The organism is Candidatus Omnitrophota bacterium, assembly GCA_040755155.1.
GTDB lineage: Bacteria > Hinthialibacterota > Hinthialibacteria > Hinthialibacterales > Hinthialibacteraceae > JBFMBP01.
Window position 1 is genome coordinate 48,466 of sequence record JBFMBP010000037.1, and the last position, 23,669, is coordinate 72,134.

The 23,669-nt window shown below is 50.1% G+C and carries 4 protein-coding genes (1 of these 4 running past the window's edge); all 4 read left to right on the plus strand.

Translation table 11 applies throughout. From position 1 onward, the window contains the following. Tightly spaced (each overlapping or abutting the next), the 4 genes in view from AB1656_04495 to AB1656_04510 form a layout consistent with a single transcriptional unit that may run on beyond the window. Window positions 1-4,272, plus strand: the 3' portion of a protein-coding gene (locus tag AB1656_04495; protein ID MEW6234624.1) for an SDR family NAD(P)-dependent oxidoreductase. 3,537 nt of this gene lie to the left of the window's left edge; 4,272 of the gene's 7,809 nt are visible here — the last part of the coding sequence; its start codon lies beyond the left edge, outside the window; it ends in the stop codon at window positions 4,270-4,272. Further along, window positions 4,269-7,745: an amino acid adenylation domain-containing protein gene (locus AB1656_04500; GenBank protein ID MEW6234625.1), complete on the plus strand. Its 3,477-nt coding sequence runs from the start codon at window positions 4,269-4,271 to the stop codon at window positions 7,743-7,745. The genes AB1656_04495 and AB1656_04500 overlap by 4 nt, the downstream gene beginning before the upstream one ends. Next, a complete protein-coding gene (locus AB1656_04505; protein ID MEW6234626.1) occupies window positions 7,738-20,118 on the plus strand; it encodes an amino acid adenylation domain-containing protein in 12,381 nt (4,126 codons plus the stop codon). The genes AB1656_04500 and AB1656_04505 overlap by 8 nt, the downstream gene beginning before the upstream one ends. Beyond that, window positions 20,115-23,657: an amino acid adenylation domain-containing protein gene (locus tag AB1656_04510; GenBank protein ID MEW6234627.1), complete on the plus strand. Its 3,543-nt coding sequence runs from the start codon at window positions 20,115-20,117 to the stop codon at window positions 23,655-23,657. The genes AB1656_04505 and AB1656_04510 overlap by 4 nt, the downstream gene beginning before the upstream one ends. The last annotated feature ends 12 nt before the right edge of the window (window positions 23,658-23,669 follow it).

Consider the following 23,669-nt stretch of genomic DNA (forward strand, 5'->3'; position numbering starts at 1 on the left):
CTACTCCATCGAACTCCTTTCCCTTCCAAAGAGATTTGGGATAGCATCCTATCTTCAAACGGCGAACATGCCGATTTTCATCTCGATAATTATCTTGAATGCTTCGATCGTTTTCTCGCAACGAATCTCGAGAAATCGCTTATTCATGGAATAGGTCATTATGGCGCCTTAGAAAATAAATTAAACGATCTCTGCGCCTCGTATTTTTATTACTATCTTTTATCGATGGGCGTCAATCTATCATGCGACTCTAATTATTCTTTATCTTTTCTTTCCGGACGATTATCGATTTTACCGAAATTCAAAAAATATTTACAATATATTCTTCATTGCCTAGAAGAGGATCTCTTTATCGAGTCGGTTCATGGCGCTGTTCGCTGCCTTTCGAAGAAGCCGCCTCAGCAACCATTGATTCTTCGCCAAAAGATTGATGAGGAATTTCCTCAATTTCTCGGACTTACGAAATTATTGGATCATTGCGCCAAACACTATGCAAAAGCCTTGAGCGGCTCCATTGAAGCGATCGAGGTATTATATCCAGGTGGAACTTCTTCGTTCCTGGATGAATGTGGAAAAGATACTATTGAACATTCATTCGATCGGTCGTGCATGTCGTCTTTATGCGATATTCTATCCATGTTAGCCCATCAGCAAGGCGGCAAACCATTGCGTATTTTGGAATTCGGCGCAGGAAGCGGCGTATTGACCTTCAACCTTATCCCCTTGTTGAAAAACTTTACTATCGAATATTATTTCACTGATATTAGCCAATCTTTTTTGCTTAACGCCCAAAAAGAAGCTGCTGTTCATAATCTTAATCATATTCATTTTTCTTTATTGGATATAACGAAGGATATCTTGAATCAAGGCTTTATAGAAAACAGTTTCGATCTTGTTATAGGATATAATGTCATTCATGCTACTCATTCGATTCGCGATTCGGCCAGAAATCTTAATCGTCTTTTAAAGAACAATGGTTTGCTGGTTATTATCGAGTCTGTAAAATCATATCGTTGGATCAACATGATATGGGGCTTAGCGGAAGGATGGTGGTATTTTAACGATAAAGATTTGCGAACCGTTACTCCATTGCTTTCCCTCGATCAATGGGAAAACGCTCTACGCATGGACGAATTCAGCTCGGTCGCCGCTTTTCCGCGGGATAAAGAGCAAAGAAATACTGTCGACGCAGGTCTTATTGCCGCTCAAAAAAAATCTTTTCCCTTTTCTTTATACAGCGCAAATCAAAAGGATTCCTTTTGCGCTAAAATACTTAAACTGAAGGAAATCGAAAAACTCGGTTCGGAAGTCTTCTTGGCCAATGCGGATGTTTCTGATGAACATTCTATGCGCGATGTTTTTTCGCTAATTGACCAACGTTTCGGCGCTTTGCATGGAGTTATTCATACGGCGGGCGTATTGGGGCAAGGTTTGATTTGCAACAAAACTATCGATGAGGCCGAACGAGTATTCGCCGCTAAGTTGTTTGGAACTCAAATATTGCATAATCTTATTAAAGATAGAAAATTAGATTTTTTTCTTTTATGCTCTTCGTATAGTTCTATCTCGCCTATCGCCGGCCAAATCGATTATTGCTCCGCAAACGCCTTTCTCGATGCATTCGCCGCTTATCATGCTTCTCAAAATGGAATTAAAACTATTTCTATTGATTGGGGCTTCTGGCAGGAGTTGGGCATGATCGAGCAGGCGAATATGCCAGAAGAAGAAAAGCAGCGCATTTTGAATGAAATACGTCAATATGGATTAAAGGACGCTGGCGTCGAATCCTTGCATCGCATTCTATCGTATTTTTCTTCCTATCAAATCATTGCGTCGCCATCAGACATGCGGCGCTCCGACCACGTGTCGCCTTTAAATCATTTTATTTGTCAAGAAGAAGAAAATCGAAAAAATATTTCTGAAACCCATGATCCATCCGCCTCCATTCATTCAATATTCCATCCTCTATTCTACAAAGTAACAACGGACAACGCTGCGATTATATTCGCATCGAAATTTAATGCGTATACGCATTGGATATTGCATGAACATAAAGTATACGATCGCTTCGTTTTACCTGGAACGGCTTATCTTGAATTGGCTTTTGCCGCTTTTTCTTTAGAGACAAGGAATACCTCGGCCGAATTCCGCGAAATATACTTTTTCACGCCTCTTATTTTTGATAATGACATAGAAATTGAAATTCGAACCATCTTAAAAAAGCGCGATGACTACTTCGAAATTTATATCGTAAGCCTTTGCGGCGACAATCGATGGATCGAACATTGCCGCGGCGAGATTCATTTTCTTAATGAACCTCCCTATATTACCGATTATCAGTCTATTCTATACGCTTGCGCAGCGCGAGATAACCTTTTTGAAAAAAATCGACATGATTCGGACAAAGCTGCTTTTGAAGAGCGATTTTCCCATTTCAGCCCGAGATGGCGATGCCTTGAATACGCGGAATTGGGAAATCGGAAAGGAATAGCGAAGATTAAAATTCCCGATGTCTTCGCGGAAGCGGACGCAGAATACTTTCTGCATCCTGCATTAATGGATATCGCTACTGGTTTTTTGTCGATTTACGATCGCATTGAAACTGCGCTGCCTTTTTCCTACAAAAGATTAAGGATATGGAATACCTTACCACAACAATTTTATAGCTATGTACGCAATTCGCCGAGCCAACATGCTGAAATGTTTCATTACGATATTTCTATTTTGGATGAATATGGCAAATCCATCGTCGATATAGAAGATTACGTATTGAAAGAGGCTATCGATTTTACGGAGAGCGAACATTATCTTTCTAAATCTATTTCCGAAAAGCTGAACATAGACAATGTCAAAAATTTTTATATTACAATCTCAACGCCTGGCATTTTGGATAGTATGGAATTTCATGCTTCTTCCAGAATTGAACCAAGACCTAACGAAATTGAAATCGAAATTTCTGCAGCGGGACTTAATTTCATCGAAACGCTCTATGCTCTTGGCCTATTGCCCAATAAAGAAAACTGTCAAGCTAAATTCGGCCTCGAATGCTCCGGAACAGTTGTTCGCATCGGCGAGAATGTAAGCGATTGGCGCATCGGCGACGAAGTTGTCGCCTTCGCTCCCGCCTGCTTTAGTTTTTATACCACTGTCGCCGCTGCCGCCGCCGCACATAAGCCTTCCCATTTAAGCAAGGAAGAATCGGCGACGCTTCCCGCCGCCTACACTACTGCCTATTATTCCCTCGTTGCGCAGGGACGATTGCAAAAAGACGAGCGCGTTTTGATCCATGCCGCCAGCGGCGGAGTTGGTCTTGCCGCCTTGAACATCGCTCAATGGATTGGCGCTGAAATTTTCGTCACCGCGGGAACGGATGAAAAAAGAAATTATCTACGCTCCCTTGGCGTCAAGCATGTTATGAATTCAAGGACGCTGGATTTCGCCAATGAAATCATGACCATTACAAATGGTTTAGGAGTGAATCTTATTCTTAACTCGCTTGGTGGAGAATTTATCGTTAAAAGCATGTCGATTTTGTCTCCTTATGGACGATTACTCGAATTAGGCAAAAGAGATATAATTAAAAATACAGCCATAAACTTAGGTTTGTTCGAGAAACACTTATCCTTTATCGCCATTGACGTTGGACCTGATATGCCAGGATTCGAAACGTTATGGAAAGAGATATCGCATCATTTTCTTTCTGGACATTTCAAACCTCTTCCTTATCGCGCTTTTCTCGTTACGGAAGCGGCGCAAGCGTTCGAATACATGGCTCAAGCCAAGCATATCGGAAAAATTATTCTTACAATGGACAACCGAAAAGAGATAGCAAAACATATCCTATCCCAAAAAAAGCGCGGTTCTTCCCTTGAATCCATTATTGGTCTGCCAATCCATGATAGCGCTGCACGTGCGCCGGATTCTTTTGCTGGTTCTCATTCCGAACTGAAATATCAGATTCACGATATTCAATCGTCAAGCGCTTCTTCGCTCAACGAAACGGAAAAGGCCATTGCGAATATTTGGCGTAGGCTTTTAGGCATTGATTCGATAAGCATCGAGGATAATTTTTTCGAATTAAACGGCGATTCCCTTTTGGCGGCGCAAGTAGTTACGCAAATACATAAATCCATGCAAATCAAACTGCCTTTGAGCGCTCTTTTCGACTTTCCCACAGTGGCAAGCCTAGCGAAGCGCATCGACGAAATGCAGCTCGCAACGGCGGGTGCGCGGATGCCGGCTAGTAATGACGTCGAGGAAGGCGCATTATGAAACCGTTGTCCGAATGGTTAGCTCATCTTCGATCGCTGAAGATTGCGATCTGGTTGGAAAAAGGGCAACTGCGCTACCGCGCGCCGAAGGGAGCGATGACACCGGAATTGACGGAAGAGTTGCGGCGCCGCAAGGATGAAATCATCGCCATTCTCAATCCCAATGCTATATCCGACATTCCTTCAACGCCAAGCCGGGAGCATTATCCGCTATCCCATGCGCAAAAGCGATTATGGATTTTATCGCAAATGGAGGAGAGTTCCTCCGCGTACAATATTCCTTTGCATCAGTTGTTAGAGGGCGATTTGGATCGGAACGCTTTGGAAGAGGCATTGTATTATTTGCAGGCGCGTCATGAATCTTTGCGCACGACCTTCGTTGCCATTGATGGAGAACCAAGGCAAGTTATTCACGACGCCGCAACTGATTATTTTCATTACGTTGATTTGAGTTATGAGGCAAAAGCGGAAGAGACGGCGAGGCATAGGGGGCGCAAAGAATCGTCGCAAATTTTCGATTTGGAAAATGGACCGCTTTGGAAAGCCGTTCTACTAAAACTTACCGATAAACGACATGTTTTGTTGTTCACTATGCATCATATCATTTCCGACGGCGTCAGCATCAATATTTTAGCGCGCGATCTATCCCGGCATTACGAATTGATTCGAAAAAATGCAGCCGATCTCTTGCCGCCGTTGCGCATCCAATACCGCGATTACGCTCAATGGCAGAATCGGTTATTGGATAGCGTCGAAACCGCAACTCATCGTCGGTACTGGCTTGGTAAACTGGCGGGAACCATTCCCGTTCTCCATCTTCCAACGGATTTTCCCCGGCCCGCCATACAGACATTCAAGGGAAAAGAATTGACTTTTCGATTGGAGAGAGAACGGTTGAAGGCTGTGTTGAAATTCGCCCGGAAAAACCAATGCAGTTTATTCATGGTTTTGTTAGCGGCGTTGAAAACGTTGTTGTTCCGCTATACGGGACAAGAGGATATTATCGTCGGCAGCCCTTTCGCCGGACGCCATCACGCCGGCTTGGAAGATCAAATCGGATTTTATATCAATACCTTGCCGCTGCGGGATTCGATATACGGCAAAGATAGTTTTACATCTTTATTACGACGCGTCCGGCAAACGGCGACGCAGGCATTCGATCATCAGGATTATCCTTTCGACTGTTTAGTGGAAGAATTGCGCATCCAACGCGACCTCAGCCGTTCGCCTCTCTATGACGTTCTATTGATTCTGCAAAATCAAGACGATTCGGAATTCGCTTTCGAAGACTTACAAGTTCATCTTTTCTTCGAACATCCCGAAACCAGCAAATACGATCTTTCTTTCTGTTGTAAAGAACAGCGCGATGGATTGTATATTAGCATTGAATTTAACACAGACTTATTTTTACCCGAGCGCATTGAGAGCATGGGACGGCATTTATTAAATTTGATCGGCAGTGCGCTTAATGAACCATCCTTGCCTATCTCGCTTTTGAATCTGCTTGATGATGACGAGCGGCGAAGGATTCTCTGCGATTTCAATCCCAAAAAATGTTCATTCCCCGCGCCTACGCTGGTGGAATGGTTCGAAAAGCAAGCGGAAACAACGCCGAATCGCATCGCTGTCGTTTTCGAAGACTCCACCGAACGAATCGAATGGACCTATCGCCAACTTAACGCCCGCGCCAACCGACTGGCTCATCATCTGCGCCGCTTGAGCGTTCAACGCGGAACGTTCGTTGGCGTTTATCTCGAACGTTCGCCGGAGACGATCGCGGCGCTATTGGGCATTCTCAAAGCCGGATGCGCCTATGTTCCTTTCGACGCCGCCCATCCCACCGAACGCCTCGCTTACATGCTGGATGACGCGCAAGCGCCCATTCTGATTACGCAAAACGATTTGAGCGACAATCTGTCAACGCGTAACGCCCGCGTTCTGCGGCTCGACGCCGATGCGGAACTCATCGCCTGCGAGAGCGCAGAAAATCCGCCGCGACTCAACGCACCAAACGATACAACTTACGTCATCTACACTTCCGGTTCGACAGGTCAGCCCAAAGGAACCCTTGTTACTCACGCCAATGTCTCGCGCCTTTTCACCTCGACGGAAGCTTGGTTCCAATTCAACGAAAAAGACGTATGGACGATGTTTCATTCCTACGCTTTCGATTTCTCCGTGTGGGAGATGTGGGGCGCGTTGTTGTACGGCGGGCGCGTCGTCATCGTTCCGCATGAGATCGCGCGATCGCCGAAAGAGTTTTATCAATTACTAGCGCGGGAAAAAGCCACGATGCTCAATCAAACGCCATCGGCCTTTCGCCAATTGATGCAAGTGGAAGAAGAGTCGCCAACAGAATTATCATTGCGGCTTATCATTTTTGGCGGGGAAGCGTTGGATATGCAAAGCCTGAAGCCCTGGTTTGAGCGTCATGGCGATGCGAAGCCGCAGCTGGCGAACATGTATGGCATCACGGAAACGACAGTGCACGTTACTTATCGCCCGCTGACCGCCGCCGATGCGCAAAACCGCGCCAGTCTCATCGGCCGCCCATTGCCGGACCTTCGCATCTATCTATTAGACGCCCATCGGCAGCCGGTTCCCATTGGAACAACGGGAGAGATTTACGTTGGGGGAGCGGGAATTTCGCAAGGCTACCTGCGGCGTCCCGAGTTGACGGCGGAGCGTTTCGTTCCCGATCCCTTCGGACAAGAAGGCGAACGCCTTTATCATTCGGGCGACTTGGGCCGCTATCGCTTCGACGGCGAGATCGAGTACTTGGGCCGCATCGATCATCAAGTGCAGATTCGCGGCTTCCGCGTGGAATTGGGCGAGATCGAATCGGCGCTGACCGCCCATCCCGCCATCCGCGAAGCCGCCATCGTCGCGGGAGAAGAAGAGTCAGGCGATACCTACATTACCGCGTATATTGTCATAAATAATATGGAATCCGACGCCCAATCGACTTCGCATAAAAACAATTGGCGGAATTATCTAAAAGAGAAATTGCCGGACTATATGATTCCATCTTTTTTTATCGAGTTGGACGCTATGCCGCTTACGACCAACGGCAAGATCGACCGCCAGGCGCTGCCACTTCCCGCCCGATCAAGAGAAGCGAGCAACGCGGTTTATACTCCGCCTCAAACCGACTTAGAAAAAAAACTCGCAGCGCTTTGGATGGACGTTTTAAATATCAATCCCATTGGTCTTCACGATAATTTTTTCGAAATTGGCGGCCATAGCCTTAAAGCAGTGCGGTTGATGCATCTAATCCAACGAGAGATAGAATGTCCATTGGTTCTTCTCGATATTTTCCGCGAACCGACGATCGCGGGATTGGTTACTATCGTCCAGCGTCAAGAGAAATGCAGGCGCGAAGAGATTCCGCCGTTGGAATTGAAACCGGCGCCGCGCTGGGATGACGCCATCGCTCCCGCTACGGCGGAAGAATGGGAAATGCTCCATGAGTAAGCTGATGACGTTGGAAGAATTGAAAAAACGCGCTAAAGACGGCGATTTAGAGGCGCTTCAGGAACTGCGCCATCGCGGCTTCTTTCAAAAAAAGAAATCCGCGCAGGAATACGCCGCTTCTCATGAACAGCAGCGGCTTTGGATTCTCGATCGAATGAACGCGGCGTCTTCCGCCTATAACATGCCGGAAGCGTGGCGCCTGGAAGGAAAACTAAACGCCAGCGTTTTACAAAAAGCATTCGAAGCCCTGATTCAACGCCATGAATCGCTGCGCACGACATTTAAAGAATACGACGGTAAAGTCCTCCAAGTTATTCATGACAATATCAGTTTTCAACTACAAAAAATCGACCTAAGCCAAAACTTACAATCCTTGGAAAAAGCGCAGGAACTCGTTTTTCAAGAAGCCGCCGCGCCTTTCGATCTTGGCGCCGGTCCGCTCATCCGGGCGATATTGTTGAAACGGGCGGAGAATCGATGGATATTCCTTTTCAACATACATCATATCGTAAGCGACGAATGGTCTCTCGGCGTTTTGCTGCGCGAATTGTCTTTCTTCTATGAATCCTTTTTGCAGAATAAAAACGATTCCCTGCCGCCATTGAAAATTCAATACAAAGATTATTCCGCTTGGCGCAACAAGATGCTTCAAGGCGAGACAGCGGAAAAACTACGCCGTTATTGGAAAAATAGACTGAATGTCGCGCCCGTCCTCAACTTATTGCCGGATACTCCGCGTCCCGCCATTCAAACGTTTACGGGAAAGACGATTTCATTCTTCATCGACGATGCTCTTGCCGAGGAGATCAAAGCGTTGGGACGAAAAAGCGGCGCTAGCCTTTTCATGACGATAGCGGCCTGGCTGAATATTTTGCTTTTCCGATATACGAATCAGGAAGACATTATTATCGGCGTTCCAGAGGCGGGACGCGATCACCCCGATCTGGAAAACGTCGTCGGCTTTTTCGTCAATACTCTTGCCTTGCGAAATGAAATTCATGGCAACGATCATTTCGTCGATGTTCTGAAAAAGGTTCAACAAATTTTGACGGAAGCCATTGAGCATCGGATGCTTCCTTTCGACGAAACAGTAAAGGAATTGTATCTGGAGCGCGATCGAAGCCGTTCCCCGCTATTCGACGTAATGCTGGCGCTGCAAAACGCCGATGCGTCCGATTTTCATTTCGGCGGTCTGCGCGCCGTTCCCTTCGAATGCGTATTTACTCCCGCGAAATTCGATTTGACATTTCAGTTTTTGGAAAAAGCGCATGGCCTTGAATTGGGAATCAATTACAATACCGATCTTTTTCGGGAAGATTCCATCAGAAGAATGGCAAATTGTTTAATCCATCTCGCGGAAAGCATTGTCCATCATCCCGAAAAGCCTATACGAAATTTGGAATTATTGTCTATTGATGAAAAGCAAAGAATCATCATTAATTTCAATCAAACGGCTGCCGATTATCCCCTCGACAAAACCGTTGCGCAAATCTTCGAGGAGAAAGCGGCGCAACAACCGGAGCATCCAGCCGTATTTTTCAAGGATGCGCAATGGACCTACCGCGAGTTGAACGAATACGCCAATGGTCTAGCTTGCGTATTGTTGGAACAATGCGCGCTGCAACCGGAGGAATGCGTCGGAGTATTGCTGGAGCGTTCCCCCTGGGCCGCCACTTCTTTTCTGGGCATTCTGAAAGCGGGAGGCGCCTACGTTCCCATCGATCCCTCCTACCCCTTGCCGCGTATCGAATTCATGCTGCGCGATTCGGGATGCCGTACCGTTCTTTCCGAAGCGAAAATCGTGGATTCCATTGCTCCGCGCTTGCCGGGTATTCGTTTCATCGATATCGAATCTTCAGCGGCTAGAATGGCGGCGAATCCCCAAACCACATACGGCGGCCGCCGTTTAGCCTGCGTGATTTTCACTTCGGGTTCGACAGGGCGTCCTAAAGGAACGCTGATCGAACATCGCTCCATCGTCCGCATGGTTTTGAATACGAATTATATGCGCCTGACGGACGCGGACGTCTTCACGCAAACCGGATCGTTGGCTTTCGACGCTTCGACGCTGGAAATTTGGGGGGCGCTGCTAAACGGCGCGGGACTTTGCACGATTGACGTAGAGACGCTTTCGGACGCCGTGCAACTGCGCCGTCTGATCGAACGCCGCCGCATTACGGCCATGTTTCTTACAACCAGTCTCTTCAATCAATTCGTGGATACGGACATCCGCCTATTCCAAGATATAAAAAAGGTCCTTACCGGCGGCGAGAAGGCGTCTTTCCGCCATTTCGACAAACTGCAAAAAACTTATCCTTCCCTTGTATTAGTCAATCTATACGGCCCCACGGAAAACACGACGCTGACAACGTTCTATAATTTTGATAACAGCGTCAATGACAACGTCCCCATCGGCGCTCCTATCGCCAACTCCACAATTTATATCTTGGATAGCGCCGGCCAGCTCGCGCCCATCGGCGTTGCAGGGGAGATTTGCACTGGAGGCGAAGGCGTTGCGCGCGGCTACCTTAATCATCCCTCTTTTACGGCGGAAAAATTCACGCCGGATCCGTTCCAATCCGGCGAACGCCTTTATCGCACGGGAGATTTGGGGCGATGGCTTCCCGACGGAAATATCGAATTTTTGGGCCGCATCGATCGCCAAGTGAAAATTCGCGGCTACCGCATTGAAACAGCAGAAATCGAAAATCGCCTGCTGCAATGGGACGCCGTCAAAGAAGCCTTAGTCATTGCAAAAGACTTCGGCGGTCCCAGCCTGGAACTCGCCGCCTATATCGTCAGCGATGAGGAGATCGGCGGCGAGGCGCTGCGCCGTCATTTGCAAAACGCCCTGCCCGCTTACATGATCCCTTCCTATTTCACGCGGTTGGAACGATTTCCCTTGACGCCTAATGGCAAGATCGACGAAAAAGCACTGCCTGATCCCATCGAAGCCGGAGTCGAGGGAAGGACGAATTACGCAGCGCCCCGCAACGAAACGGAAGCCAAACTTGCGGCAATCTGGCGCGAGGCGCTAAATGCGGAGAGAGCGGGAATTCACGACAATTTCTTCGAAGCGGGCGGACACAGCCTCAAAGCGGTTTTATTGGCATCGCGCATTCAACAACAATTTCAAGTTAAAATTACGCTGCGCGAAGTTTTTCTTTATCCTACTATCGCCGCTTTGGCTGAAATCGTTCAGCGTCAAAAAACCTCCATCGATCTATCCATCGAGCCGATTCCCTCAGCCGAACATTATGCTCTTTCCCACGCCCAGCGCCGTTTGTGGACCATCGACCGCATGGGCGCTAATCCAGCGGCTTACAATATTCCCGCCATTTACGAATTAAAAGGAAATCTGGATATCGCCGCTCTCGAGCCAGCGCTGCAAGCGTTGATCGACCGCCATGAATCGCTGCGAACATCGTTCGCGTTCATCAACGATGAGCCGCGTCAACGCATCCATTCGCGCATCGATTTTCGCTTAGAAAAAATCGATATACTGCGCCCGGCATCGCGGCATGTCATTTCGAGGGAGCGCAGCAACCGAGAAATCTTCAACCCGCGTGAGGATGGATTTCTCGCTATCGCTCGAAATGACAGAGTCGCAGCAAGACAGAGTCGCAGCTTAGAGGATTTATTGAATGAAAGGATCGTAAACGAGGCGTCATCGCCTTTCGATCTGGAAAAGGGGCCGCTGTTCCGAGCTATCCTTTTCCGGCTCAAGGAGGACAATCATGCGCTTTTTCTCAACTTGCACCACATCGTTAGCGATGGCTGGTCGATGAAAATCCTAATTGGCGAGTTATTGCAACTCTACTCTTCTTTCTCGCAGGGAAAGCCGAATCCCCTGCCGCCGTTGCGCATTCAATATAAAGATTATGCCGCCTGGCAAAATCGGATTTTATCGAGCCAGGACGCCGTTGCCCATCGGGAATATTGGCATCGTCAATTTGAAGACGTTCCGCTTCTCGATCTGCCTACAGATAATCCCCACCCCGCCGTTCAGACGTTTGCGGGCGCCGCCTATCGCTTTGTATTGGATTCATCTGTATACCAACAATTGAAAGAATTCGGAAGATATCATGGCGCCAGCGCTTTCATGACGCTTCTTTCTTTGTTGAATATTTTGCTCCACCGTTATACGGAACAGGAGGAGATCGTCATCGGCGTTCCGGCGGCGGGACGCGGGGGCGCCGATCTGGAAAATCAAGTCGGGTTTTTCGTCAATATGCTGGCTTTAAGGAATAAAATTTCGGCGGAGAACAGTTTCATCCGCGTTTTGGAAAACGTCCGTGACGCCGTCGCCGAAGCCTTCGAGCATCAGATTTATCCCTTCGACCGCTTGGTGGAGGAATTGTATCTGAAGCGGGATATGGGCCGCAATCCCCTTTTCGACGTGGCGGCGGCGATGCACAACCGCAGCCGTTCGTTGAGCATCATTTCCGGCCTCGAAACCACGCCGCTGGATATCCCCGCGTCCATCAGTAAATTCGATTTATCTTTCTTTTTCACAGAAATGGAAAATGAAAGCTGCGGAATCGGCATCGAATATAATACAGACCTCTTCGCGCCGGAACGCATCGAACGCATGGCGCAGCACTTTTTGGAATTGATCCACAGCGCTGTGCAATCGCCTGACCAGCCGGTGAAGTACTTGAACATTCTGCCGCCATGGGAACGGCGCAGCGTTATTGAAACCTTCAACGCCTGTCCTAGCGATTACCCGCGCCATCAAACCATCGCAGCGTTGTTCGAAGCGCAGGCGGAAAAATCGCTTCATCGCCCAGCTGTTGCCTTTGGAGAAAAAACGCTGTCCTATAGCGAATTGAACGGACGCGCTAACCGCTTGGCGCATTTGCTTCTTGACGATTATGCCTTACAGCAGGGCGAATGCATTGGCGTATTGCTGGATCGATGCGAAATGACGGCGGCGGTTCTCTTAGGCATCCTTAAAGCGGGCGGGGCTTACGTTCCCATCGATCCCGCGTATCCACCCAGCCGCATGGCGTTCATTTTACGCGACGCCGCTTGCCGCGTTGTTCTTACGGAAGAGAAATATCTTGCTCGCCTACGCTCGCAGAATTACGAAATGGACTTGATCGATGTATGGCCCTATGCTGAAGCATCGGCGCCCAATCCCCTGCCGCAAGGAACGCCCTCCAACCTGGCTTACGTCATCTATACTTCCGGTTCCACAGGAACGCCGAAAGGTTCGTTGATCGATCAACGGGCAGTTCTGCGCCTGGTTTTACAAACGAATTACATCCGCATCCAGGCGGACGACCGCATCGCGCAAACCGGATCGCTGGCTTTCGACGCTTCGACTTACGAGTTTTGGGGATCGCTGCTCAATGGCGCTTGTATCTGTTTACCTGATGGAGATTCTCTGCTGGAACCAGTGGAGTTTCGCCAGTTCATGGATCGCCATCGAATAACAGTGATGTTCCTGACTACCAGCCTTTTCAATCAATACGTGGAAGCGGATATTGGCCTCTTCCAAGGATTGCGCGTTCTATTAACGGGAGGCGAGACCGCTTCCGCGCGCCATTTCAATCAAATGCGTAAAGCCTATCCTAATCTATCCTTGGTTCATGTTTATGGGCCTACGGAAAATACCACGTTTACGACGTATTTCCCTGTAACCACCAATCAAGAACGCGGCGTCCCTATCGGCGCGCCCATCGCCAATACGGTGGTTTATATTCTCGATCGATATGGACAACCGGCGCCCATCGGCGTTGCAGGCGAGATCGCCATCGGCGGCGAAGGGCTGGCCTGGGGCTATCTCAACCAATCCGCCATGACGGCGGAGAAATTCGTTCCCCATCCTTTTCTCAAAGGAGAACGTCTTTATCGCTCTGGCGACCGCGGCGTTTGGCGGGAAGACGGACAAATCGTTTTTCTTGGACGCATTGACCAGCAAGTGAAAGTGCGGGGATTCCGCGTCGAAATGGAAGAGATCGAAAATAGCTTGCTATCACACGGCGCCATCAAAGAAGCGGCGGTCATCGCCCGCGATACGCTTGCCGGAACCAAAGAACTGGCGGTTTATTATTCCAGCGATGGCGAATTGAGCGCTGCGGAACTGCGTTCCTTCCTGTCGCAATCTCTGCCAGAGTATATGATACCCGCTTATTTCACTTGGTTGGAAAAACTTCCTCTTACCGTAAACGGCAAGGTGGATAAGCGCCGCCTGCCCGCGCCGCCTGCGGCGGTTGGGGATAGCATCGCCGCCTGCGAAGAACCGCGCAACGATCGAGAAGCCATTCTTGCGCGCGTATGGCAAACGCTGCTGAGCCGCGAGAGCATTGGCATTCACGACAATTATTTCGAACTGGGCGGCGATTCGATTCGGGCGATTCAAACGATCAGCCGCTTGCGGCAAGCAGGATGGCGCCTGGAAGTGCGAGACATTTTCCAAAATCAAACCATCGCCAAAATTGCGCCATTACTGCGAAATGAAAAACGCATGGCGCGGCGCGAATCCGTCAGCGGCCCGGTTCCTCTCACGCCGATTCAACGCTGGTTCTTTGAAACTATTCATGGCGATATCCATCATTTCAACCAATCCATACTATTGCGGTCGAAGGATCGCCTCGACGAAAACGCCCTGAGGGCTGTTTTGGATAAACTGCAACAACATCATGACGCGCTGCGATTGACTTACCGTTTCGCAAACGGCGACATCGAACAAAACATCGCCGAGATTCCGTATCCTCTAGATTTTTCCATAGTGGATTATAGAGAATATTCTGACGCCGCTTCACATTTGGCATCACATGCAGATGGCATTCAACACCGCATTGATTTGGAAAAAGGTCCGCTGCTGAAAGCGGTACTCTTCCAGCTTCCCGACGCCGACCGTTTGCTATTGGTCATTCATCACCTCGCCATCGACGGCGTATCCTGGCGCATTCTTTTGGAAGACTTAGAACGCGGTTATACGCAATATCTTAAAGGCGATGAAATCGATTTCGGCGATAAAACGGACTCTTTCCAGCAATGGGCGCAAGCCATAGAGAGTTTTTCCCGCATGGATGAGCTGCGGCGCGAGCGGGATTATTGGAATCGAACTTTTCAAAAAAAATCGTTGGTTTTGCCGATAGATAACGAGAACGAAAACAACGAATACGGCGGCGTTTGCGCTATTCCCTTACATTTTACGCTGGAGGAAACGCGCCAAATTCTCACGGAAGCCCATCGCGCCTACCACACGGAAGCGAACGACATTCTGCTGACGGCGTTAGGCCGCGCTTTGCAGCGCTGGCTCGGTTCCGGCGGCGTCTGGATCGCTCTCGAAGGCCACGGACGCGAACCGCTGGCGGCGGAACTGGATTTCAGCCGCACGCTGGGATGGTTCACCAGCCTATATCCCTTCTTCCTGCAAACGCCGGGCAATGAGATCGGCGCTCAGATAAAGTTCGTTAAAGAAACGTTGCGCGAAATCCCGCGCAAAGGCGCCAGCTATGGCGTCCTTCGTTACATTGCATCCGATGAAAAACGAAAGGCTTTGCATTCCGCTCCAGCGGCGCGCATCAGTTTCAATTATTTGGGACAATTCGACAACGGCGATGCGGAAAGCGTATTCGCTTTTGCAGAAGAAAATACCGGCGCCGCCATCAACCCTTTTTTAAAGCGGCCATACGAATTGGAGTTTAACGGCCTTGCCGTCAATGGATGCTTGGAATTTTCGCTGCTCTATCAACCGAAGCATGTTCGCGAAGAGACCGTCGAGCGATTGATTTCTTATTTTCATGAAGAATTGCTCAACGTCTCAGCGCATTGCCGCGATGTACAAGCAGGAGAGAAGACGCCGTCCGATTTTACTAGCCGAATATTCTCTCTATCCGAATACGAGAAATTTCTAAGCGTCCATTCCTGGAAAGCGCCGGAGATAGAAGATATTTATTGCCTGTCGCCTATGCAGGAAGGCTTGCTGTTCGAAACGCTTCGCCGTCCCGATTCTCGCGCTTATTTTCTGCAAGTTTCCTATAAATTGCGCGGACACCTTCAAGCGGAATTATTTCTGCGCAGTTGGAAGGAATTGTGCCGTCGCCATCCCATTCTTCGCACAGCGCTTATTCATGAAGGTCTGCCGCGTCCGATCCAAATCGTTTTCCAACAACGCGAACCCGAAAGCCATTTTCAAGATTTGCGTCATCTTTCAAAAAAGGCGCAACGTGAAGCCATCGAAGACTATCAACGCATCGATAAACAAAGGGGCTTCGATTTTCAGCGCGAATCCTTGATGCGCATTGCCATATTTCAATTGTCCGATGATCGCTTTCAAGCGGTTTGGAGTTATCACCACATCCTGCTCGACGGCTGGTGCCTCGGCATCATCTATCGCGATCTTTTCCAAATCTATCGCGGATTGATTCAGGGAACGCCGCCTTCTTTGCCGCCAGCTCCGCCCTATTCCCGCTATATCCGTTGGCTGGAAGAACGAAGCCAGGAAAGCGCCCGCCAGTATTGGGCCAACGCTCTCGCCGGATGCGAACAACGAACGTCCATCCCTCGGCGAAACGGCGGCGGGAAAGAATGCGCGCCGGGAGAATACATTTTCTATATCGATAAAACCGAAAGCGCCCAACTGCAGGATTTGGCAACCCGTCAAGGCGCTGCTTTGAACGCAGCGATGCAAATTCTCTGGGCCATGCTGCTCTCGCGTTACAACGATGTGGATGACGTCATTTTCGGCGCCATCGTATCCGGACGCCCGCCGGATTTGCCCGGCGTAGAAGAAACGATAGGCTTGTTCATCAACGCCATTCCCGTCCGTGTTCGATTCTCCTCCGGCCAATCCTTTGCGGACGCCATCTGCGCCCGGCAGCGCGATTCCGTGGAATGCGAAATGCATCATTATCTGCCTTTGGCGGATATCCAATCGTTTAGCTCGGAAGGCCATGACCTCTTCGATCATCTGTTGACGTTCGTCAACTACCCTATGGAAAAAGAAGCCATCGAAAACGCCGAATCGTTCAGCGGCGATTTTGTTGTGGAAGAGATCGAAGCCTACGACCGTACGCATTACGATTTCAATCTCATTATCGTTCCCGGCGAAACGATTCAAGTTAAATTTCAATATAACTCCGCCGTATTTCCCGCAGAACAAATCGAACGCATGGCGGAGCATTTTCTCACGCTGACGCGCCATGCGCTGAAGAATCCCAATGCCGCCGTGGAGACTATTGATATCCTATCCCAATCGGAACGCCGCCAAGTTCTTTACGATTTCCAAGGCGTTGAGATGGTGAGTCCATGCCGTCAGACGGTTATCGATTTATTCCAAGAACAAGCGGCGAAAACGCCGGACGCCGCCGCCGTCATCTACGGCGAAGCGCAATGGACCTATCGCCAGTTGAACGAAAAAGCCAATCGCATCGCGCATCATCTGCGTCACGCGCAAGGCGTTCAGCCCAATGACCGCATCGGTCTGCTTGTGGATCGCTCGCCATGGGCGCTGGCGGGAATTCTGGGCGTCTTGAAATCGGGCGCCGCTTATGCGCCCATCGATCCCGGCCTGCCGCCGGAACGCATCGCCTATATTCTGCAAGACAGCCGCTGCGCCGCCATTTTATCCGAGGAGAAGCATCGCGAGAAAATTGCCGCGCTCGTGGAAGCGCCTTTCATCGATATCCGTTCCATTCGCAATGAAAACGTAAGCGATCCATCACCGGCCCCTTCGCCGCAGCATCTCGCTTATGTTATCTACACCTCCGGCTCTACCGGCCAGCCGAAAGGCTGTCTGTTGGAACATCGCAATTTGATCCATTATTTGAACTGGGCTAATCATTACTATTTTCCCGATGAGAATGGCGGCCATTTCGGTCTTTTCACCGCCCTGTCTATCGATTTGACGATTACCGCGTTGTTCCTGCCCTTGATTCGCGGGAAATCGCTCTACGTATTTTCCCAAGACGCCGAGGTCAACGATATTCTGCGCGATAATTTCGATCCCGATACAAATATCGATTGCGTAAAATTAACACCTTCCCATATCTCTTTGCTCAAAGAACTCGGCCTGACGGCCACCAATGTAAGTCTCGCCATCGTCGGCGGCGAGGCTTTGTTCGCCGATCAAGCGCATTATCTTCATCGCCTCAATCCGCGCATGGCGATTTATAACGAATATGGCCCTACGGAAACGACAGTAGGCTGCATCGTCAAAAAAATCGCGCCGCAAGAAGAACGCATCCTCATCGGCCAACCCATCGACAATACGCAAATCTACATCCTCGACCGCCATCATCGCCCCGTTCCCATCGGCGTTCCCGGCGAGATATACATCGGCGGCGCGGGCGTGGCGCGCGGCTATCATAACCGCCCCGTCCTCGATGCCGAGCGCTTTCTGCCCAATCCCTTCCGGCCCAACGAACGCCTGTATAAAACTGGCGATCTAGGCGGCTGGCTGGCGGACGGCCAAATCGATTACTTGGGGCGCAACGACGATCAAGTCAAAATCCGCGGACATCGCATCGAGTTGGGCGAAATCGAACGCCGCCTGGCTCAGCATGAAGCCATGCGCCGAGCGGCGGTAATCAGCCGGGAAATCGAACGGCGCGGTACTGAATTGATTGCCTATTATGTCAGCAGCGAAAAACTGAACGCCGACGAGCTGCGGGAGCATTTGCAAAAAACGCTGCCCGATCCCATGATTCCATCTTATTTCATCCAGGTGGATAGCATCCCGCTAACGCCCAGCGGCAAAATCGACAAGAAGGCGCTGCCGCTTCCCATTGAGGATGGCAGCGAGAGAACCGCCATCGACGCCGCCCCGCGCAATCGCTGGGAAGAACGGCTGGCGCGGATATGGCGCGATATCCTGCAAGTGGAAACCGTCGGCGTACATGATAACTTCTTCAAACTAGGCGGACATAGTTTAAAAGCCATGCAGATGGCGGCGCGGATTCAGAAAGTGTTGGGCGTCAAAATTCCGCTGCCAGTACTATTTCAACTTTCCACTATCGCCCAGTTGGCGCCTCGCATCCAAACGGCGCAAACCGCCGTCTACGCCCCCATCGCATCGGCGCCGCCGCAAGAATACTACGACCTATCGCACGCCCAAAAGCGCTTATGGATTCTTCATCGTATGGGAGCCGCCTCCAACGCGTCCTACAATATGCCCAAAGCCTTTTTGTTCGAAGGCGAGATGAACGCCGCCGCCTTGAATCGAGCCTTCTCCGTCCTGATCGAACGCCATGAAGCGTTGCGGACGGCATTCGTGGAAATTGAAGGCGAACCGCAGCAAAAAATTCATCCCGCCATAGAATTTAAAATTCAAGAATACAATCTATGCGCTGAAACCAACGCCGAAAGCCAAGCTCGCGCCATCGCCGAGCGCGAGGCTGTTCTTCCCTTCGACTTGGCGCAGCCGCCGCTTCTGCGCGCCGCCATAATGAAGATCGGCGAAAACCGTTTCGTCTTTCTTCTTGTTATGCACCATATCATCGGCGACGGTTGGTCGCTGACGGTTTTATTTCAGGAATTGCTCACTCTATACGCCGCCTTCCAACGCGATGAAACCAATCCCCTCCCGCCGCTGCGCATTCATTATAAAGATTTCGCCGCCTGGCAAAACGCTCAAGATTTCACCGCGTTAGAACATTATTGGCTAGATAAATTGTCCGGCGCTCCGCAGCGCCTGCGCCTGCCTTACGATTTCGCGCCGGAAGAGGAGCGGGATTTCCGCGGCCAGACCGAAATCCTCGCGTTGGACAATGCCATAACGCAAGGATTGCAAGCGCTGGCGTTGAAGAAAAACTCGACGCTGTCGAATGTCGTGTTTTCGCTATTCAATCTGTTCCTCTTCCAAATTTCCAAACAAGAAGAGTTCTGCGTTGGAATCGCCATCGCTAACCGCAATCATCCCGATACGGAAAACCTCATCGGCTTCTTCGTCAATATTCTCCCCATCCGGATGCGCTTCTCTAGCGAAATGGAATTCGACGAATTATTAGATCAAGCCATCGAGAATACTTACGAAGCGTTCGAGCGTCAGGATTATCCCTTCGATCTCATGATCGAAAAACTCAATCCCGGCCGCATCGCCAACCGCCAACCCTTGCTCAATGTGATCTACGGTTTTCAAAACGCATCCGATATCCGCATCGATCTCGGTCTGCCGGATTCATTTCAACAGGAAAATAATTTCGGCGCAAACCGCTTGCAACCATTCGATCTATCATTCGAAACTTCAAAATTCGATTTGACTCTATTCGTTTATGAAGAACGGGATCGCTTGCATTTGGCCTTGGAATACGATTCGGATTTGTTCAAACCAGAAACCATACGCAACTATCTTTCTATTTTGGATCGCTTCGCTGCAATGATCGCGCCATCCCATTCCGCGGGGGATAACGTATCATGAAACTTGGCGAATTCTCCCTATTCCAAGAGAAAGACAAAGGCGGCGATCTTCTCGATCTCGTTAAGAAATTCAATCGGAATCGAACAGATTACCCCAAAAACCAAACCGTCCACGCCATTTTCTCCAAGCAAGCGGCCAAGACGCCCGGCGCCGTCGCCGTCATTCACGGGGATGAAAGCTTAACTTATCGAGAACTAGACGAGCGCTCCAACCGCTTAGCTCGTTTCTTATTAACGCAGAGATTGGAATCCGAATCGTTAGTCGGCGTAATGCTCGACCGCTCATTGGAAATGGCCGTCGCTCTCGTCGGCATTCTCAAAGCAGGCTGCGCCTATCTCCCCATCAATTACGATCTCCCTTTTCCGCGCATCCAATATATGTTGAACGACGCCTGCGTCCGCGTTCTCCTTTCGGAAAAACGCTATATCCGCACGCTCAACAAACTGCAATGGGAATGCCCGAAATTACAGGCGATCTTCTGCCTGGACAGCCGCGATATCTACGCCGAACCCGAAGAGACGGGCGAGATGATGAAGGAAGAGATGTGGGAATTCATCCGGCGCGACGTCTTCGACGACATTTCCGGCGGCGGCTGGCGCAGCAGTTACACCGGCGAATGGCTTAGCCGCGAAGTCATGGACGAATACGGAGATAACATCCGGCAAAAAATGGCGCCCTATCTGAACCAGCGTTCGCGTGTGTTGGAAATCGGCTGCGCCTCAGGCATCAGCCTCTTCCGCCTGGCGCCGCTGGCGGGATTCTATTGCGGGACGGAATTATCCCGCGATATTCTCCATTGGACGGAACGGGAAATCCAAAAACGGGGATGGAAAAATATTCGCCTCGCGCCATTGGCCGCTCATGAAATCGACCGTCTGGAAGAAAAGAATTTCGACGCCGTCATCTTCAATAGCGTGATTCAATGCTTCAGCGGCTATAACTACCTGCGGGATGCGTTGCGCAAAGCCATCGCGCTCATGAACGATGAAGGCCGCATCTTTCTGGGCAATCTATGGGACGAGGATTTGAAAGCGGATTTCGTCCGTTCTCTCCAGCAATTCGCCCGCGAACACGCCAGCGAAAGGTATTCGACGAAGATCGACCGTTCCGAAGAACTATTCCTATCGCGAACGTTTCTGCAAGACCTACGCCACGATTTCCCCGAAATCGCCGCCATCGAATTTTCCCAAATGCTGGGTCAGGCTAAGAGCGAACTATCCGAATACGGCTACGACGCCATTCTTACGATCGATAAAAAGAATACTAAAACACATCCGCCCCTACCGCCGAGAAGCAAGCATCAATTCGACTTGCGGGCATTGGACAATCTTTCCGCCGATCCCGTAGAAGAACGAGGCTGCGGCAACCATCTCGCCTATCTCATCTACACGTCCGGCACTACCGGCCTGCCCAAGGGAGCAATGATCGAACATCGTTCCATCCTGCGGCTGGTTTTGAATACGAATTACATCGATCTCGGCGAATCCGACCGAATTTTGCAAACGGGCGCGCTCGCCTTCGACGCCTCGACGTTTGAAATTTGGGAGGCGTTATTGAATGGCGGGGCTGTATGCTTTCTGGAAGAAGAGGATTTATTGAACGCTGTCGAATTGGGACATTTGATCCAAAAGCATAAGATCACCACGATCTTTTTGACTACCAGCTTATTCAATATGCTGGTAAGCGAAAATGTTGAAATATTCCAGGATTTGAAAACGCTGCTCACCGGCGGCGAAAAAGCCTCCGTCCATCACTTCAACAAAATCCGCAAGGCCTTCCCTTCCCTGACGCTGAAGCATGTTTACGGCCCCACGGAAAATACGACCTTCACAACCTTCTTTAATGTGGAAAAATGCTACGAGCGCGATGTTCCCATCGGCGCGCCCATCGCCAATTCTTCCGTCTATATTCTCAACGAAAATCTGCAGCCGGTTCCCATCGGTGTTCCCGGCGAACTATGTACGGGAGGCGATGGATTGGCGCGGGGCTATTGGAACGATCCGGCTTTGACAGCGCGCAAATTCATCCCTCACCCTTTCGCAACCGGCGAACGCCTCTACCGCACCGGCGATTTTGCCCGCTGGCTGCCGGACGGCGCCGTCGAATTTCTGGAACGCATGGACGACCAAGTGAAAGTGCGCGGCTATCGCATCGAGCCGGGCGATATCGCCGCTTGCATTTTGCATTTCAACGGCGTGAAGGAGGCCTTTGTCTTAGCGAAGAATTTGGGAGACGAAAGCAATGAATTGATCGCTTATGCGACGGGCGACAAGTTGGATGTCAACTCTCTGCGCGAGTTTCTTAAAGGCGAATTGCCCGATTACATGATCCCCGCCCATCTCATTCCTTTGGATAAGCTGCCTCTCAACGCCAGCGGCAAGGTGGACCGCCGCGCCCTGCCCGAACCGGCAAGGCAGCCCCTGACGAAGAGCCAATCCTACGCGCCGCCGCAATCGGAAACGGAAAAACAACTCGCCGCAATCTGGGAAGAAGCGCTGGACCGCCAGGGCATCGGCGTCCTTGACGATTTCTTCGATTCCGGCGGCCATAGTTTGAAAGTGGCTAAAGTGGTCTCGCTCATCGAAAAAAGAATGAAGGTCGTCATTCCCTTTACCGTCATCTTCAAAGCCCCCACTATCCGCGAACTGGCGCTACGCATCCTCGATTGCGCCAAATTCGGCTGGGAAGGCATTGACGAAGCGATGGTTCTATTAAGCGGAAAAACGGACGGCCCCAATCTCTTCGCTTTCCCGCCGGGGACGGGAGACGCCGCCAGTTACATCCAAGCCGCAGAGAGTTTGAAGCCTTGCTGTTTTTATGGATTCAATTTCATCGAAGCCGCTTCCCGCATTAAGGACTACGCCGATTTAGTCATGTCCGTCGATCCGGAAGGGCCGTATCTCTTCCTGGGCTACTCCAGCGGCGGCAATCTAGCTTTTCACGCCGCCAAAGAGATCGAAAACCGGGGCAAGCGCGTATCCGATATCATCATGATCGATTCGGGCAGAAAGACGGAGCGTTTTCATTTCGATGATGAGGAAGTGCAAAAAGTCGCCGACGAATTTCTCAACCATGAAAGCAACCGGCCTTATTTAACCAATAGCGTTTTGCGGGAAAAAGCGGAGCGCATGATCCGCCATTCTTACGCCTGCTTCGAGAATCTTATCGACGATTTCATTGTTGACGCCAATATCCACGTCATCCTCTGCGATAACTCCACCGACGAATACCGCGACGAACGCGGCCGCCTCATATCGAACAAGAAAGGTTGGAGCGAAGCCGCTCGAGGCGAATTCAAAACCTATCAAGGGGCCGGAGATCATAACCACATGCTCTACAAGCCCTATTTGGAAAAGAACGCTAAACTGATCCGAGAAATCATAGACAAAACCTTAACCGCTAATCGTCTTGCAAAAAAACCTCATGCAAAATTCAATTATTCCTCCCCCAAGCTTGGGGTAGGTTCAGGAGGGGGTTGCGTTAAGTCTAACAAAATCAACCCCCCTCTAACTCCCCCCAAGCTTGGGGGGAGAATTTAAAGGCGGATTTTA

Bases quoted from the DNA above. Each gene is read 5' to 3' on its own strand.
- AB1656_04500 (MEW6234625.1), top strand. From the start codon at position 4,269: ATGAAACCGTTGTCCGAATGGTTAGCTCATCTTCGATCGCTGAAGATT.
- AB1656_04505 (MEW6234626.1), top strand. From the start codon at position 7,738: ATGAGTAAGCTGATGACGTTGGAAGAATTGAAAAAACGCGCTAAAGAC.
- AB1656_04510 (MEW6234627.1), top strand. From the start codon at position 20,115: ATGAAACTTGGCGAATTCTCCCTATTCCAAGAGAAAGACAAAGGCGGC.